16 protein-coding genes are annotated in these 15,472 nt (G+C 69.0%); 4 read left to right on the top strand and 12 right to left on the bottom strand.

What is annotated here, in order from left to right; translation table 11 throughout:
- Positions 1-6 precede the first annotated feature (6 nt).
- From nuoK to ADK64_RS02795, 11 genes are read right to left on the bottom strand one after another with little or no spacing between them, the layout of a single operon-like run.
- Positions 7-306, bottom strand: a complete 300-nt coding sequence (nuoK, locus tag ADK64_RS02845; protein ID WP_023547474.1) for an NADH-quinone oxidoreductase subunit NuoK — start codon at positions 304-306, stop codon at positions 7-9.
- Positions 303-1,145 (bottom strand): NADH-quinone oxidoreductase subunit J, encoded by an 843-nt coding sequence (locus ADK64_RS02840; protein ID WP_053654542.1) that lies wholly within the window; start codon positions 1,143-1,145, stop codon positions 303-305. Before ADK64_RS02840 ends, nuoK begins: the two co-directional genes overlap by 4 nt.
- On the bottom strand, positions 1,142-1,744 hold the full coding sequence (gene nuoI / locus ADK64_RS02835) for an NADH-quinone oxidoreductase subunit NuoI (RefSeq protein ID WP_053654541.1): 603 nt from the start codon (positions 1,742-1,744) through the stop codon (positions 1,142-1,144). The genes ADK64_RS02840 and nuoI overlap by 4 nt, the downstream gene beginning before the upstream one ends.
- Complete coding sequence (gene nuoH, locus ADK64_RS02830; RefSeq protein ID WP_053654540.1) at positions 1,737-3,101, bottom strand: NADH-quinone oxidoreductase subunit NuoH; 1,365 nt, start codon at positions 3,099-3,101, stop codon at positions 1,737-1,739. Before nuoH ends, nuoI begins: the two co-directional genes overlap by 8 nt.
- On the bottom strand, positions 3,098-5,602 hold the full coding sequence (locus ADK64_RS02825) for an NADH-quinone oxidoreductase subunit G (RefSeq protein WP_053654539.1): 2,505 nt from the start codon (positions 5,600-5,602) through the stop codon (positions 3,098-3,100). Before ADK64_RS02825 ends, nuoH begins: the two co-directional genes overlap by 4 nt.
- On the bottom strand, positions 5,599-6,948 hold the full coding sequence (nuoF, locus tag ADK64_RS02820; RefSeq protein ID WP_199829460.1) for an NADH-quinone oxidoreductase subunit NuoF: 1,350 nt from the start codon (positions 6,946-6,948) through the stop codon (positions 5,599-5,601). Before nuoF ends, ADK64_RS02825 begins: the two co-directional genes overlap by 4 nt.
- Positions 6,945-7,727 (bottom strand): NADH-quinone oxidoreductase subunit NuoE, encoded by a 783-nt coding sequence (gene nuoE, locus ADK64_RS02815; protein ID WP_053654537.1) that lies wholly within the window; start codon positions 7,725-7,727, stop codon positions 6,945-6,947. Before nuoE ends, nuoF begins: the two co-directional genes overlap by 4 nt.
- Positions 7,724-9,064 (bottom strand): NADH-quinone oxidoreductase subunit D, encoded by a 1,341-nt coding sequence (locus tag ADK64_RS02810; protein ID WP_053654536.1) that lies wholly within the window; start codon positions 9,062-9,064, stop codon positions 7,724-7,726. Before ADK64_RS02810 ends, nuoE begins: the two co-directional genes overlap by 4 nt.
- On the bottom strand, positions 9,061-9,825 hold the full coding sequence (locus ADK64_RS02805; RefSeq protein WP_053654535.1) for an NADH-quinone oxidoreductase subunit C: 765 nt from the start codon (positions 9,823-9,825) through the stop codon (positions 9,061-9,063). Before ADK64_RS02805 ends, ADK64_RS02810 begins: the two co-directional genes overlap by 4 nt.
- The gene (locus ADK64_RS02800) at positions 9,822-10,376 is read right to left on the bottom strand and encodes a NuoB/complex I 20 kDa subunit family protein (RefSeq protein WP_053654534.1); all 555 of its coding nucleotides are present in this window, start codon (positions 10,374-10,376) and stop codon (positions 9,822-9,824) included. Before ADK64_RS02800 ends, ADK64_RS02805 begins: the two co-directional genes overlap by 4 nt.
- A 15-nt stretch (positions 10,377-10,391) precedes the next feature.
- A complete protein-coding gene (locus ADK64_RS02795) occupies positions 10,392-10,751 on the bottom strand; it encodes an NADH-quinone oxidoreductase subunit A (protein WP_053654533.1) in 360 nt (119 codons plus the stop codon).
- Positions 10,752-11,495: 744 nt separating this feature from the next.
- On the opposite strand from ADK64_RS02795, the gene ADK64_RS02790 reads away from it, so the two are divergent.
- Both ADK64_RS02790 and def read left to right on the top strand, forming a co-directional pair.
- Positions 11,496-12,320, top strand: coding sequence for a C40 family peptidase (locus ADK64_RS02790; RefSeq protein WP_078992458.1), 825 nt, complete (start codon positions 11,496-11,498; stop codon positions 12,318-12,320).
- A gap of 152 nt (positions 12,321-12,472) precedes the next feature.
- Positions 12,473-13,141 (top strand): peptide deformylase, encoded by a 669-nt coding sequence (gene def / locus ADK64_RS02785; protein WP_053654532.1) that lies wholly within the window; start codon positions 12,473-12,475, stop codon positions 13,139-13,141.
- On the opposite strand, the gene ADK64_RS02780 is transcribed toward def, so the two are convergent.
- The gene (locus ADK64_RS02780; RefSeq protein WP_053654531.1) at positions 13,107-14,441 is read right to left on the bottom strand and encodes a geranylgeranyl reductase family protein; all 1,335 of its coding nucleotides are present in this window, start codon (positions 14,439-14,441) and stop codon (positions 13,107-13,109) included. The genes def and ADK64_RS02780 overlap by 35 nt on opposite strands.
- 47 nt (positions 14,442-14,488) lie before the next feature.
- Here ADK64_RS02780 and ADK64_RS02775 point away from each other — a divergent pair, with 47 nt between their 5' ends.
- Positions 14,489-15,046 carry a GNAT family N-acetyltransferase gene (locus ADK64_RS02775; protein WP_053654586.1) on the top strand — a complete coding sequence of 186 codons (558 nt, stop codon included), beginning with the start codon at positions 14,489-14,491 and terminating at the stop codon, positions 15,044-15,046.
- Positions 15,047-15,155: 109 nt separating this feature from the next.
- Positions 15,156-15,464: a PASTA domain-containing protein gene (locus tag ADK64_RS02770; protein ID WP_078992457.1), complete on the top strand. Its 309-nt coding sequence runs from the start codon at positions 15,156-15,158 to the stop codon at positions 15,462-15,464.
- Positions 15,465-15,472 lie beyond the last annotated feature (8 nt).

Genomic DNA, 15,472 nt, shown 5'->3' with positions numbered 1-15,472 from the left:
GACCCCTTACAGCTTCATCAGGCTGGCGTCGTCGACCGAGGCCGAGTGGCGGGTACGGAACAGCGACACGATGATCGCGAGGCCCACCACGACCTCCGCGGCGGCGACGACCATCGTGAAGAAGGCGATGATCTGGCCGTCGAGGTTGCCGTGCATCCGGGAGAAGGTGACGAACGCGAGGTTGCAGGCGTTCAGCATCAGCTCGATGCACATGAAGACCACGATGGCGTTGCGCCGGATCAGGACGCCGGTCGCGCCGATCGTGAACAACAGAGCGGCGAGATAGAGGTAGTTGACCGGGTTCACTTCGACGCCTCCTCGGACCGCTTGAACGTCGCCGGTTCGATCTCCGTGCGCTCCAGGCGCTCCTCCGCGCGCTGTTCCAGCGCCCGCAGGTCGCCGAGCGCCTCGGCCGAAACGTCGCGGATCTGGCCGCGCTCGCGCAGCGTCTTGTTGACGGTCAGCTCGGACGGGGTGCCGTCGGGCAGCAGGCCGGCGATGTCGACGGCGTTGTGCCGGGCGTAGACGCCGGGGGCGGGCAGCGGCGGGATGTGCTTGCCGTCGCGGATGCGCTCTTCGGCCAGCTCGCGCTGGGTCTTGGCGCGCTCGGTGCGCTCCCGGTGCGTGAGCACCATGGCGCCGATGGCGGCCGTGATCAGCAGGGCGCCGGTGATTTCGAAGGCGAAGACGTACTTGGTGAAGATGAGGGAGGCGAGGCCCTCCACATTGCCGTTCGCGTTCGCCTGGCCGGTGCCGGTGAACTCCTTCAAGGAAGCGTTGCCGATGCCGGTGAGGAGCAGGACGCCGAAGCCGACCCCGCAGAGAAGGGCCAGCCAGCGCTGGCCCTTGATGGTCTCCTTGAGCGAGTCCGCCGCCGTCACGCCGACGAGCATCACCACGAACAGGAACAGCATCATGATCGCGCCCGTGTAGACGACGATCTGCACGATGCCGAGGAAGTAGGCGCCGTTGGCGAGGTAGAACACCGCCAGGACGATCATGGTGCCGGCGAGACACAGCGCGCTGTGCACGGCCTTCTTCATGAAGACGGTGCACAGGGCGCCGATCACCGCGATCGTGGCGAGGACCCAGAACTGGAAGGCCTCTCCGGTGGAGGTGGTGTAGGCCGCGAGCTGTGGGCTCATGCTTCCACCTCCTGGTCCTCGGGCTTCTCTCCCTTGGAGACTGCGACCTGGCGGTCCGTGCCAGGAGCGGCCTGGGTCACCAGGCCCCGGTAGTAGTCCTGTTCGTCCGTCCCCGGGAAGATCGCGTGGGGCGTGTCGACCATGCCCTCCTCGAGCCCGGCGAGCAGCTGTTCCTTGGTGTAGATGAGGTTGGCGCGGCTGGAGTCGGCCAGCTCGAACTCGTTGGTCATCGTCAACGCGCGCGTGGGGCACGCCTCGATGCACAGGCCGCACAGGATGCAGCGGGCGTAGTTGATCTGGTAGACGCGGCCGTACCGCTCGCCCGGCGAGTAGCGCTCCTCGTCGGTGTTGTCGGCGCCCTCCACATAGATCGCGTCGGCGGGGCAGGCCCAGGCGCACAGCTCGCAGCCGACGCACTTCTCCAGGCCGTCCGGATGGCGGTTGAGCTGGTGCCGTCCGTGGAACCGCGGAGCCGTGGTCTTCTTCTGCTCCGGGTACTGCTCGGTCAGCCGCTTCTTGAACATGGCCTTGAAGGTCACGCCGAAGCCGGCAACGGGGTTCTGGAAACCGGGTGCGGTCTCCTTGGGCTCCTCAGCCATCGGACGCCTCCTTTCCATCCGAAGATCCGTCACTGACAGTGTCCGACCCACCACTGACAATCAGCTCGCGCTCGCGGCGGGGGCGGCGCCTCGGCACGGGTGGCAGCTCCTGTCCGGGCAGCGGCGGGACCGGGAATCCGCCCGCCATCGGGTCGAATCCGGGCTGCTGGGAGGCGGGCTGCTCGGCCGTCTTCGCCTTCTCGCGGAACATGTCGGCGACGAAGGAGATGAGCAGCAGGGCCAGGACGCCGCCACCGACGTAGAGAGCGATGTCGGCGAAGTCGTAGTGCTCGTTGCGCAGGGCCCGTACGGTCGCCACCAGCATCAGCCAGGTCACGGAGACCGGGATGAGGACCTTCCAGCCGAGCTTCATCAGCTGGTCGTAGCGGACCCGGGGGAGCGTGCCGCGCAGCCAGATGAAGAAGAACAGCAGCAACTGGACCTTGATCACGAACCAGAGCAGCGGCCACCAGCCGTGGTTCGCGCCCGCCCAGAAGGAGCTGATCGGCCAGGGGGCTCGCCAGCCGCCCAGGAACAGGGTGGTCGAGACGGCCGAGACCGTCACCATGTTCACGTACTCGGCGAGCATGAACATCGCGAACTTGATGGACGAGTACTCCGTGTTGAAGCCGCCGACCAGGTCGCCCTCGGACTCCGGCATGTCGAAGGGGGCGCGGTTGGTCTCGCCGACCATCGTGACGATGTAGAGGATGAAGGAGACCGGCAGCAGCAGGATGTACCAGCGGTCGTGCTGCTGCTCCACGATCGTGGACGTCGACATCGACCCCGAGTACAGGAACACCGAGGCGAACGCGGCGCCCATGGCGATCTCGTAGGAGATCATCTGCGCGCAGGAACGGAGGCCGCCGAGCAGCGGGTAGGTGGATCCAGAACTCCAACCCGCGAGCACGATGCCGTAGATGCCGACGGAGGCGACCGCGAGGATGTAGAGCATCGCGATCGGCAGGTCGGTGAGCTGCATCGTGGTGCGCGTACCGAAGATGGAGATCTCGTTGTCGGCAGGGCCGAAAGGGATCACCGCGATCGCCATGAAGGCCGGGATGGCCGCGACGATCGGCGCGAGGACGTAGACGGCCTTGTCCGCGCGTTTGACGATGACGTCTTCCTTGAGCATCAGCTTGATGCCGTCGGCGAGCGACTGGAGCATGCCCCAGGGGCCGTGCCGGTTGGGACCGATGCGCAGCTGCATCCAGGCGACGACCTTGCGCTCCCAGACGATGGAGAACAGCACGGTCACCATCAGGAAGGCGAAGCAGAAGACGGCCTTGACGACGACCAGCCACCAGGGGTCGCGGCCGAACATCGAGAGGTCTTCAGCGGCGAGATACGGGCTCATGCCTCCACCTCCTTGGGGGCCTCTTCGGCGACTGCCGCCGGGCCGATGCGGACGAGGGAGCCGGGCTGTGCCCCGGTGTCGGAGGCGACGCCGGCGCCGGCGGAGTTCAGCGGGAGCCAGACCACCCGGTCGGGCATCTCGGTGATCTGAAGCGGGAGTTCGACCGTGCCGGCCGGTCCGGTGACGGCGAACAGGTCACCGTCCTTGACGCCCGCCTCGGCGGCCGTCGCCGCCGACACGCGCGCGTGGGCGGCGTGCCGGGTACCGGCGAGCGCCTCGTCGCCCTGTTGGAGGACGCCCTGGTCGAGCAGCAGCCGGTGCCCGGCGAGTACGGCCTCACCGACGGCCGGACGGGGCAGCACACCCGCCACTTCCTGGGGCTCGGTGGCGCGCGGGCCGCCCCAGGAGCCGAGCCGGTCGATCTCCGCGCGCGTGGTGCGCAGATCCGGCAGGCCCAGGTGGACGTCCATGGCGTCGGCGAGCATCTGCAGCACGCGCGCGTCGGTCGGTGCGAGGCGGCGCGTCATCTGGTCGGGCTTGAGCGCGGCGTCGAAGAACCGCACCCTGCCCTCCCAGTTGAGGAAGGTGCCCGCCTTCTCGGCGACCGCGGCGACCGGCAGGACGACGTCGGCGTGGTCGGTGACCTCACTGGGCCGCAGCTCCAGTGACACCAGGAAGCCGACGCTGTCCAGTGCCTCACGCGCGCGTGCCGGGTCGGGGAGGTCGGCGACCTCCACTCCGGCGACGACGAGCGCCGACAGCTCACCGGTGGCGGCGGCTTCGAGGATGTGGTGGGTGTCGCGGCCGTAGTGCAGCGGGAGTTCGGCGAGCCCCCAGGCGGCGGCGACCTCCTCCCGCGCGCGCGGGTCGGTCGCCGGGCGGCCGCCCGGCAGCAGCGACGGCAGCGCGCCCACCTCGACGGCACCGCGTTCACCGGCCCGGCGCGGGATCCATACCAGCCGGGCGCCGGTCGCGGTGGCGGCGCGGGCGGCGGCGGTGAGACCGCCCGCGACCGAGGCGAGCCGCTCGCCGACGACGATGACCGCGCCCTCGGCGCGCAGGGCCTGCGAGGCCAGCGTGCCGGGCTCCTCCAGGCCGGCGCCGTTCGCGAGGGCGTCCAGCCACTCGGTCTCGGTGCCGGGCGCGGCCGGCAGCAGGGTGCCGCCCGCCTTCCGCAGGCCGCGGGTCGCGTGCGTGGCCAGCGCGAACACCTGCTGCTTGTGCCCCCGCCAGGCCTTGCGCAGGCGCAGGAAGACGCCGGGCGCCTCCTCCTCCGACTCGAAGCCGACCAGCAGGACGGCGGGCGCCTTCTCCAGGGAGGTGTACGTGACGCCCGTACCGTCGAGGTCACGGCCGCGGCCGGCCACCCGGGAGGCCAGGAAGTCCGACTCCTCGCCACTGTGCACGCGCGCGCGGAAGTCGATGTCGTTGGTGTCGAGCGCCACGCGGGCGAACTTGCTGTAGGCGTAGGCGTCCTCGACGGTCAGCCGACCGCCGATGAGGACGCCGGCCCGGGAGCGGGCGGCACCGAGCCCGCGCGCGGCGGCCTCCAGCGCCTCCGGCCACGAGGCGGGTGCCAGGGTTCCGTCGGCGCCCCGGACCAGGGGGGTGTCGAGGCGGTCCTTGAGCTGTGCGTACCGGAACGCGAAGCGTCCCTTGTCGCACATCCACTCCTCGTTGACCTCGGGGTCGCTGGCGGCGAGCCGCCGCATGACCTTGCCGCGCCGGTGGTCGGTGCGGGTCGCGCAGCCGCCGGAGCAGTGCTCGCAGACGGACGGCGAGGAGATGAGGTCGAAGGGGCGGGAGCGGAACCGGTAGGCCGCCGAGGTCAGGGCGCCGACCGGGCAGATCTGGATGGTGTTGCCGGAGAAGTACGACTCGAACGGGTCGCCCTCGCCGGTGCCGACCTGCTGCAGCGCGCCCCGCTCCAGCAGCTCGATCATCGGGTCGCCCGCGATCTGGTTGGAGAAGCGGGTGCAGCGGGCGCAGAGCACGCAGCGCTCGCGGTCGAGCAGGACCTGGGTGGAGATCGGTACGGGCTTCTCGTAGGTCCGCTTCTTTCCGTCGAAGCGGGACTCGGCGTTGCCGTGTGACATGGCCTGGTTCTGCAGCGGGCACTCGCCGCCCTTGTCGCAGACCGGGCAGTCCAGCGGGTGGTTGATGAGCAGCAGCTCCATCACCCCGTGCTGGGCCTTCTCGGCGACCGGCGAGGTGAGCTGGGTCTTCACCACCATGCCGTCGGTACAGGTGATGGTGCAGGACGCCATCGGCTTGCGCTGGCCCTCGACCTCGACGATGCACTGGCGGCAGGCGCCGGCGGGGTCGAGCAGGGGGTGGTCGCAGAATCGCGGGATCTCGACGCCGAGCTGCTCGGCGGCCCGGATGACCAGGGTGCCCTTGGGCACGCTGATCTCGATGCCGTCGATCGTCAGCGTGACGAGATCCTCCGGCGGGACCGCCGCCTCTCCCCCTCCGGCGGGGGAACTCGTGGTCACGGTCATGCGTTCACCTCCGGGCGGTCCGCCCAGGCCGTCGACTTGGCGGGGTCGAAGGGGCAGCCCCGGCCCGTGATGTGCTGCTCGTACTCCTCGCGGAAGTACTTGAGCGAGGAGAAGATCGGCGAGGCCGCGCCGTCGCCGAGGGCGCAGAAGGACTTGCCGTTGATGTTGTCGGCGATGTCGTTCAGCTTGTCGAGGTCGGACATGACGCCCTTGCCGGCCTCGATGTCCCGCAGCAACTGCACCAGCCAGTACGTCCCTTCGCGGCAGGGCGTGCACTTGCCGCAGGATTCGTGGGCGTAGAACTCGGTCCAGCGGGTCACCGCCCGCACCACGCAGGTCGTCTCGTCGAAGCACTGCAGGGCTTTCGTGCCGAGCATGGAACCCGCGGCGCCCACTCCCTCGTAGTCAAGGGGGACGTCGAGGTGCTCGTCGGTGAACATCGGCGTCGAGGAGCCGCCCGGCGTCCAGAACTTCAGCCGGTGGCCGGGGCGCATCCCGCCGCTCATGTCGAGGAGCTGGCGGAGCGTGATGCCGAGCGGGGCCTCGTACTGGCCGGGGCTGGCGACGTGGCCGCTGAGCGAGTAGAGCGTGAAGCCCGGGGACTTCTCGCTGCCCATCGACCTGAACCAATCTTTCCCGTTCTGCAGGATGGCGGGAACTGACGCGATCGATTCGACGTTATTCACCACAGTCGGACAGGCATAGAGGCCTTCCACCGCAGGGAAGGGGGGACGCAGCCGCGGTTGACCACGGCGGCCTTCGAGCGAGTCCAGCAGTGCGGTCTCCTCACCGCAGATGTACGCGCCGGCGCCCGCGTGCACGGTGAGCTGGAGATCGATTCCGCTGCCCAGGATGTTCTCGCCGAGGTAGCCCGCCGCGTAGGCCTCGCGCACGGCCTCGTGCAACCGCCGCAGAACGGGGACGACTTCACCACGCAGATAGATGAAGGCATGCGACGACCTGATGGCATAGCACGCGATGATCATGCCCTCGATGAGGCTATGCGGGTTCGCGAAGAGGAGCGGGATGTCCTTGCAGGTCCCGGGCTCCGACTCGTCGGCGTTGACAACTAGATAGTGCGGTTTTCCATCACCCTGGGGAATGAACTGCCACTTCATTCCGGTCGGGAATCCCGCGCCGCCGCGGCCTCGCAGCCCGGACTCCTTGACGTACGCGATCAGGTCGTCCGGTGACATGGCGAGCGCCTTGCGGAGCCCCTCGTACCCCTCGTGCCTCCGGTAGACGTCCAGAGTCCAGGACCGGTCCTCGTCCCAGAAGGCCGACAGCACGGGTGCGAGCAGCTTCTCGGGGCTGGTGTCCTTCAGTTCGGCTGCCACGGTCATCACTCCCCCTCCTCTGTGACCTGGCCGGCGGACGGCGCGTCCTCGGATTCCTGCGCACGCGGATGGACCACGCGCGCGGGTGCGGCCTCTCCCCTTGCCAGGCGAAGGCCCACCAGCGACGCGGGTCCCGCACTGCCGCCCTCCTCGACGGCCCCGGGCCGCTCGTCGGGGAAGCCGGCCAGCATCCGCGCGGTCTCCTTGAACGTGCACAGCCGTGCCCCGCGCGTGGGCTGCACGGGCCGCCCCGTGCGCAGATCGTCGACCAGGCGCTTGGCGCTGCCGGGCGTCTGGTTGTCGAAGAACTCCCAGTTGACCATCACGACCGGCGCGAAGTCGCAGGCCGCGTTGCACTCGATGTGCTCCAGGGTGACCTTGCCGTCGTCGGTGGTCTCGCCGTTGCCGACGCCCAGGTGTTGCTGGAGGGTCTCGAAGATCTCGTCGCCGCCCATCACCGCGCACAGCGTGTTGGTGCACACGCCGACCTGGTAGTCACCGGAGGGCCTGCGCCGGTACATGGTGTAGAAGGTGGCGACGGCGGTGACCTCGGCCGTGGTCAGGTCCAGCATGTCCGCACAGAACCGCATCCCGGTGCGCGTGACATGGCCCTCCTCCGACTGCACGAGGTGGAGCAGCGGCAGCAGGGCGGAGCGGGAGTCCGGGTAGCGCGCGATGACGTCGCGCGCGTCCGCCTCCAGCCGGGCCCGGACGTCATCCGGGTAGGCGGGCGCGGGCAGTTCGGGCATGCCCAGGCTGACGCCCCGCTCCGAAGAAGAGGTGGTCACCGGTCGACGCCTCCCATCACGGGGTCGATGGACGCGACGGCGACGATGACGTCGGCGACCTGGCCGCCTTCGCACATCGCCGCCATGGCCTGCAGGTTGGTGAAGGACGGGTCGCGGAAGTGGACCCGGTAGGGGCGGGTGCCGCCGTCGGAGACGACGTGCACGCCGAGCTCGCCCTTGGGTGACTCGACGGCCGCGTACGCCTGTCCCGGCGGGACGCGGAAGCCCTCGGTGACGAGCTTGAAGTGGTGGATCAGGGCCTCCATGGAGGTGCCCATGATCTTCTTGATGTGGTCGAGGGAGTTGCCGAGTCCGTCCGGCCCCAGGGCGAGCTGGGCGGGCCAGGCGATCTTCTTGTCGGCGACCATGACCGGCCCGGGCTGGAGCCGGTCCAGGCACTGCTCGACGATCCCGAGCGACTGGCGCATCTCCTCCAGGCGGACCAGGAAGCGGCCGTAGGCGTCACAGGTGCCGGCGGTCGGGATCTCGAAGTCGTACGTCTCGTAGCCGCAGTACGGCTGTGCCTTGCGCAGGTCGTGCGGCAGGCCGGCGGAGCGCAGGATCGGGCCGGTGGCTCCGAGAGCCATGCAGCCGGCCAGGTCGAGATAGCCGATGTCCTGCATACGGGCCTTGAAGATGGGGTTCCCGGTGGCGAGCTTGTCGTACTCCGGGAGGTTCTTCTTCATCTTCCTCACGAACTCGCGGATCTGGTCCACCGCGCCGGGCGGCAGGTCCTGGGCGAGTCCGCCGGGACGGATGTACGCGTGGTTCATCCTGAGGCCCGTGATGAGCTCGTAGAGGTCGAGAATCATTTCACGATCACGGAATCCGTAGATCATGATCGTGGTGGCGCCCAGCTCCATGCCGCCGGTGGCGATGCACACCAGGTGGGAGGAGAGCCGGTTCAGCTCCATCAGGAGCACACGGATGATCTTGGCGCGCTCGCTGATCTCGTCCTCGATGCCGAGGAGTTTCTCGACGGCGAGACAGTAGGCGGTCTCGTTGAAGAAGGACGTCAGGTAGTCCATGCGCGTGACGAAGGTGGTGCCCTGCGTCCACGTGCGGAACTCGAGGTTCTTCTCGATGCCGGTGTGCAGATAGCCGATGCCGCAGCGGGCCTCGGTGACGGTCTCGCCCTCGATCTCCAGGATCAGCCGGAGCACTCCATGGGTGGACGGGTGCTGGGGACCCATGTTGACGACGATGCGTTCGTCGTCGGCGCGGGTCGCGGACTGGACGATCTCGTCCCAGTCGCCACCGGTGACCGTATATACGGTGCCCTCGGTGGTCTCGCGTGCCGATGCGGCGTCGGCCGCGGATGCTGACTGCGTGCTCACGAGTACGACCTCCGCTGGTCCGGAGCCGGGATCTGGGCGCCCTTGTACTCGACGGGGATGCCGCCGAGGGGGTAGTCCTTGCGCTGCGGGTGGCCCTGCCAGTCGTCCGGCATCATGATCCGCGTCAGGGCCGGGTGATCATCGAAGATGATGCCGAAGAAGTCGTAGGTCTCGCGCTCGTGCCAGTCGTTCGTCGGGTAGACGGAGACCAGCGACGGGATGTGCGGGTCACCGTCGGGAGCGCTGACTTCGACGCGGATCAGCCGGTTGTGGGTGATCGAGCGCAGGTGGTAGACGGCGTGCAGCTCGCGGCCCTTGTCGTGCGGATAGTGGACGCCGCTGACGCCCGTGCACAGTTCGAAGCGCAGGGCCGGGTCGTCGCGCAGGGTACGGGCGACGCGGACCAGGTGCTCGCGTTCGATGTGGAAGGTCAGCTCGTCGCGGTCGACGACCGTCTTCTCGATGGCGTTCTCGGGGAGGAGTCCCTGTTCCTCCAGAGCGCCTTCGAGTTCGTCGGCGACCTCGTCGAACCAGCCGCCGTACGGCCTGCTCGTCGGTCCCGGCAGGCGGACCGAGCGGACGAGTCCGCCGTAGCCGGAGGTGTCGCCGCCGCCCGCTGCGCCGAACATGCCGTGCTGGACGCGGATCTCCTCGCCGCCCTGGCCGCGCTGGCCGGGGAGGTTGGAGGCGGAGAGGTCCTTCTCGGGGTTCACCCCGTTCGCGGACCCGTTCGCGCCGTTGGTGCCGTTCGCGTCGCTCACCGCAGCAGCCCCTTCATCTCGATCGTGGGCAGGGCCTTGAGCGCCGCCTCCTCCGCCTCGCGGGCGGCCTCCTTGGCGTTCACACCGAGCTTGGAGGTCTGGATCTTCTGGTGGAGCTTGAGGATCGCGTCCATCAGCATCTCGGGGCGGGGCGGGCAGCCCGGGAGGTAGATGTCGACCGGGACGATGTGGTCGACGCCCTGGACGATCGCGTAGTTGTTGAACATGCCGCCCGAGGAGGCGCAGACGCCCATGGAGATCACCCATTTCGGGTTGGGCATCTGGTCGTAGACCTGCCGGAGCACCGGCGCCATCTTCTGGCTGACCCGGCCGGCGACGATCATCAGGTCGGCCTGGCGCGGCGAGCCGCGGAAGACCTCCATGCCGAAGCGCGCCAGGTCGTAACGGCCGGCGCCGGTGGTCATCATCTCGATGGCGCAGCAGGCGAGGCCGAAGGTGGCGGGGAAGACGGACGCCTTGCGCACCCAGCCCGCGGCCTGCTCGACGGTGGTCAGCAGGAAGCCGCTCGGCAGCTTTTCTTCGAGTCCCATGTCTTTAAAGGCCCCTCAGTCCCATTCCAGGCCGCCGCGCCGCCAGACGTACGCGTACGCGACGAAGACGGTGAGCACGAAGAGCAGCATCTCCACGAGCCCGAAAATCCCCAGGGCGTCGAAGGTGACGGCCCAGGGGTAGAGGAAGACGATCTCGATGTCGAAGACGATGAAGAGCATCGCCGTCAGGTAGTACTTGATGGGGAAGCGCCCGCCGCCGGCCGGCGTGGGGGTCGGCTCGATGCCGCACTCGTAGGCGTCGAGCTTGGCGCGGTTGTACCGCTTCGGACCGATCAGCGTGGCCATGACCACGGAGAAGATCGCAAAGCCTGCCCCGAGGGCTCCCAGTACGAGGATGGGCGCATACGCGTTCACCGCTCCTCGCTCCTCTCAGTCGGCGCTGACTGCTGGCGGTTGCACAGGGCCCACACCCGCCTCACCGGTCCCACGAGCCCCGCTCGTCCCGGGCGAAGATCGAGAACATGTGAAGCAGGTCACAAGCCCAACTGCCTCGCATCTTATGCCCGCCGCTCTGTGATCTGCGACACGGGGTATTACACAAGCTTTGTGATCTCCACCACCTGACGAAGGATCATGAAGTCGGATGATGAGTGATCTTCATACGCGAAGCGTTCAGTTGATCACTAGAAGTGACATTCTGGATAGTCACCGCAGGCCGGAGGGGGCGTCTCAATATCAAGAGACTTCACTTGCATGCAAATTGGCGCCGGACAGGGACCCCTGGTAAAGGAGCGCATTCACACATCAGAGGGAGCGCGGGGTGCGATGTGGACGGAGGTCCGGACGCGTGCACGGGTTCACGAGCTCCTCGCGCACGGGACGCCACCCTTCCGGTAACCGTTCCGTGACCTCCGCCACATTGATGAGAGACCCCTGAGAACCGGGCTTGGCCAACCATCTCAACCAGTGGTAGGCGGGGGGCAATTCGGACGTAATGATCAAAGAGCGTGATCAAGGGCTTGATCGCCATAGTCCGCAATGTCCGTTACGGCGTCAATAAAGAGCGACACGCCCGGGATTCATGGTCTCGATTGAGCAACTGTGGCGCAGCACACGTTTCTTGAAGATATGAAGGAGCCCCTGATACCGGTTGTTCCCATGTCCCACACCGCTCACATACGCAGCCACCGGAAGCCCCGCCGCAGCGCGTCGACCCTCGCGATGCGGGCCGGAGTTGCCGGTGGCGTCCTCGGAACCCTGGCAGTCGCCGGGGCGTCCGGCTCGGCGAACGCGGCCGAGCCGGTGACGCAGACCCTCGAACTGCCCACCCTGACGGCCGATCTGGCGGCGCAGGCTGCCCAGTCCGCGGACGCCACGCAGCAGGCCGCCGCGAACTACCAGCTGCAGGCCGACCGCGACGCGGCCGCCGCAAAGGCCGCGAAGCAGGCCAAGTCGGACCTCGCGGAGGCGAAGCAGAAGGCCGCCGAGGCCAAGAAGAAGGCCGAGGAGGCCGCCCGCAAGGAGGCCGCCGCGCGCGCCTCGCGCAACGCGGAGCGCACGACGCTCTCCGCCTCGACCTCCACCGACTCGCCCTCCTCCTCGACCTCCACCGGCTCGTCCTCGGCGACCGGTTCGGCCGCGGCCGTCATCGACTTCGTCAAGGCGCAGATCGGCAAGGCGTACGTCTCCGGCGCCACCGGCCCCTCCGCCTACGACTGCTCCGGTCTGGTGCAGACGGCCTTCAAGCAGGTGGGCGTCAGCCTGCCGCGCGTCTCCCAGGACCAGTCGACCGCCGGCACCCAGGTCTCGCTGAGCGACCTCCAGCCGGGCGACATCCTGTACTGGGGCAGCGCGGGCAGCGCCTACCACGTGGCGGTGTACGTGGGCGGCGGCATGTTCGTCGGCGCGCAGAACCCGTCCAGCGGCGTCGGGGAGCACCCGCTGTCGTACGACCCGCCGAGCGGCGCCGTGCGGGTGCTCTGAGCGCACCCCGCGTCTCTCACGCGCACAGGGCCGCAGCCGCTCGAGGGCAGCGGCCCTTGCGTCATTACCGGCACACCGGGCCGGACTTCCCTGACATGCTCGTGGACGGGCCGCCGTGCGGCGGCCCGTCCACGAGTCGAGGAGACAGCGCGATGCCACGCGTGTTCGTCCAGGGAAGCCCCGCCGACTACTACCCCCGTCACGCCCCCGAGGCCGGGCGTGGCGCGGTGCGCCGGATCACCGAGGTCGGCGAGGAGGTCCTGCACAAGCCGTGCCGGGACGTCACGGAGTTCGGACCCGACCTCGCCGCGCTCATCGACGACATGTTCCTCACCATGTACGTCGCCGAGGGAGCGGGGCTGGCGGCCAATCAAGTGGGCGTCGATCTACGCCTTTTCGTATACGACTGCCCCGATGATGAAGGAATCCGGCATGTCGGACACATCATCAATCCTGTGCTGGAGTCCGCCTCGGCCGGGCGTCGTCTGATCGACGAGGGCGAGGGTTGCCTGTCGGTGCCGGGCGCCGTGCTGGCCGTACCGCGGCCGGACCGGGCCGTCGTGCGCGGGCAGGACAAGGACGGCCGGCCGCTCGTCGTGGAAGGCACGGGGTATTTCGCCCGCTGTCTGGCGCACGAGACCGACCACACCTATGGGCACATCTATCTGGACCGGCTCTCCAAGCGGGAGAAAAAGGACGCGCTGCGGCAGATGGCGGACCGGCGGGACGAGGTGTTCGCCCGCCGGGCCGCCCGTGCCGAGAAGCTGAGCCGGAGCCAGGAGGGGCTCACGCCTTCGGGGCCACCCTGCTCAGACCGTTGATGACGCGGTCCATCGCGTCGCCGCCCGTGGGGTCGGTGAGGTTCGCGAGGAGCTTGAGAGTGAACTTCATCAGCATCGGGTGCGTGAGGCCGCGCTGGGTGGCGATCTGCATGACCTTCGGGTTGCCGATGAGCTTCACGAAGGCGCGGCCGAGGGTGTAGTAGCCGCCGTAGGTGTCCTTGAGGACGCGCGGGTAGCGCTGCAGGGCGATCTCCCGCTGGGCGGGCGTGGCCCGCGCGTGGGCCTGGACGACGACGTCGGCGGCGATCTGGCCGGATTCCATGGCGTAGGCGATGCCCTCGCCGTTGAAGGGGTTCACCAGGCCGCCGGCGTCGCCGACGAGCAGCAGCCCGCGCGTGTAGTGCGGCTGGCGGTTGAAGGCCATGGGCAGGGCGGCGCCGCGGATCGGGCCCGTCATGTTCTCGGGGGTGTAGCCCCAGTCCTCGGGCATGGAGGCGCACCAGGCCTTGAGGATCTCGCGCCAGTCCAGCTCCTTGAAGGCGGCGGAGGTGTTGAGCACGCCGAGACCCACGTTCGACGTGCCGTCGCCCATGCCGAAGATCCAGCCGTAGCCGGGCAGCAGCCGGTCCTGCGCGCCGCGGCGGTCCCACAGCTCCAGCCAGGACTCCAGGTAGTCGTCGTCGTGGCGGGGCGAGGTGAAGTAGGTGCGCACCGCGACGCCCATCGGGCGGTCCTCGCGGCGGTGCAGGCCCATCGCGAGGGACAGGCGGGTGGAGTTGCCGTCGGCGGCGACGACGAGCGGCGCGTGGAAGGTGACCTCGCGCTTCTCCTCGCCGAGTTTGGCGGTGACACCGGTGATGCGGCCGGTGCGGTCGTCGATGACCGGCCCGGAGACGTTGCAGCGCTCGTGGAGGCGGGCGCCGGCCTTCTGGGCGTTGCGGGCGAGCTGCTCGTCGAAGTCGTCGCGTTTGCGGACGAGTCCGTAGTTCGGGTAGGAGGCGAGATCCGGCCAGTCCAGCTGGAGGCGGGAACCGCCGCCGATGATGCGCAGGCCCTTGTTGCGCAGCCAGCCGGCCTCCTCGGAGATGTCGATGCCCATGGCGACGAGCTGCTTGACCGCGCGCGGGGTGAGGCCGTCGCCGCACACCTTCTCGCGCGGGAACTCGGTCTTCTCCAGGAGCAGGACGTCGAGACCGGCCTTGGCGAGGTGGTACGCGGTCGTGGAGCCGGCTGGCCCCGCGCCCACGACGATCACATCGGCGGTGTGGTCGGAGAGGGGCTCGGTCACGGCGGGTTCTCCCCAAGGTTGGAAATCTGCGTGCCGACCGGCACTGGACATGGGCAGTCTATTCAGCAGCATTGATCACCCGGCTGAAGGGCTGCCCTGTGAACCGACCTCTCCCCGCGGTACGGCTGCGCGTCCCCACACACGAGGACGCGGTCGCCTGGCACCGGGTCTTCGGCCACCCCGAGGTCATGGAGTTCTACGGGGGCAGGCCGGCGGCCCTGTCCGTCTACGAGGAACTCACCGCGCGCCAGCGGCGGCACGACGCGGAGCGCGGCTTCTGCCTGTGGACGATGCTCGACGAGTCCGGCGAGGTCATCGGGTTCACCGGCGCCCAGCCCTGGCGCCCGAGCTGGGGCCCGGTCGGCGAGACAGAGATCGGCTGGCGGCTCGGCCGGGCGCACTGGGGCAAGGGGTACGTCACCGCGGCCGCGCGCGAGACGCTGCGACGGGTGCGGGCGGCCGGGGTGAAGGAGGTGGTGGCGATGGTCCGGCCGGGCAACGAGCGGTCGATCGCGGTGGCCCGGCGGCTCGGCATGGAGCCCGCGGAGAGCTATCCGCACCCGACACTGGACGAGTCGGCGCTCTGCTTCCGGCTCACCCTCGCTCCCCGCTCCGACCACCCCGACGTCCCCGACACCCCTGATAACGCAGAGTAGTTGTCTGTTACGGAAAGACACCGGCGCCTTCCGGCTGGAGCGCGCGGGAGTTACCCTTCCAGTACCGCTGGGGGTGACATCTGTGCGCATAACACCCAATACACCCGAAGTGCGTGTGCCACGGCTGGTCGGACTGATGGCCGTGGACGCGCGCGAAACGGCCCGGGCGCGGGGCCTGTTCCTCAACGCGCCGGACCGCCCGGACTTCCACCTCACCGTTGTCGACTACGTCGTACGCCAGTATCCGCAGCCCGGTGCCGAGGTGCCGCCGGACTCGATGGTGTACGTGTGGTTCGACTTCGGTGAGGGCGAGGGCGGCGGGGGCGTGCGCGAGCCACGCATCCCACGGCCGCCGACGGGCGGGGTGCGGCGCGAACTCGGCGAGCCGGGGGACGCCTTCGAGATGATCGACCGCTAGGCCCTGCC

The organism is Streptomyces sp. MMG1121 (genome assembly GCF_001280015.1).
In the GTDB taxonomy this organism is placed as follows: Bacteria; Actinomycetota; Actinomycetes; order Streptomycetales; family Streptomycetaceae; genus Streptomyces.
Note: the sequence above shows the minus strand (reverse complement) of the source record. Positions and strands in the feature narration are given on the sequence as shown.

Coding starts and splice junctions, on each gene's coding strand:
- ADK64_RS02840 (WP_053654542.1), bottom strand. CDS start 1,145: ATGAGCCCACAGCTCGCGGCCTACACCACCTCCACCGGAGAGGCCTTC.
- nuoI (WP_053654541.1), bottom strand. CDS start 1,744: ATGGCTGAGGAGCCCAAGGAGACCGCACCCGGTTTCCAGAACCCCGTT.
- nuoH (WP_053654540.1), bottom strand. CDS start 3,101: ATGAGCCCGTATCTCGCCGCTGAAGACCTCTCGATGTTCGGCCGCGAC.
- ADK64_RS02825 (WP_053654539.1), bottom strand. CDS start 5,602: ATGACCGTGACCACGAGTTCCCCCGCCGGAGGGGGAGAGGCGGCGGTC.
- ADK64_RS02800 (WP_053654534.1), bottom strand. CDS start 10,376: ATGGGACTCGAAGAAAAGCTGCCGAGCGGCTTCCTGCTGACCACCGTC.
- ADK64_RS02790 (WP_078992458.1), top strand. CDS start 11,496: ATGTCCCACACCGCTCACATACGCAGCCACCGGAAGCCCCGCCGCAGC.
- def (WP_053654532.1), top strand. CDS start 12,473: ATGCCACGCGTGTTCGTCCAGGGAAGCCCCGCCGACTACTACCCCCGT.
- ADK64_RS02780 (WP_053654531.1), bottom strand. CDS start 14,441: ATGTCCAGTGCCGGTCGGCACGCAGATTTCCAACCTTGGGGAGAACCC.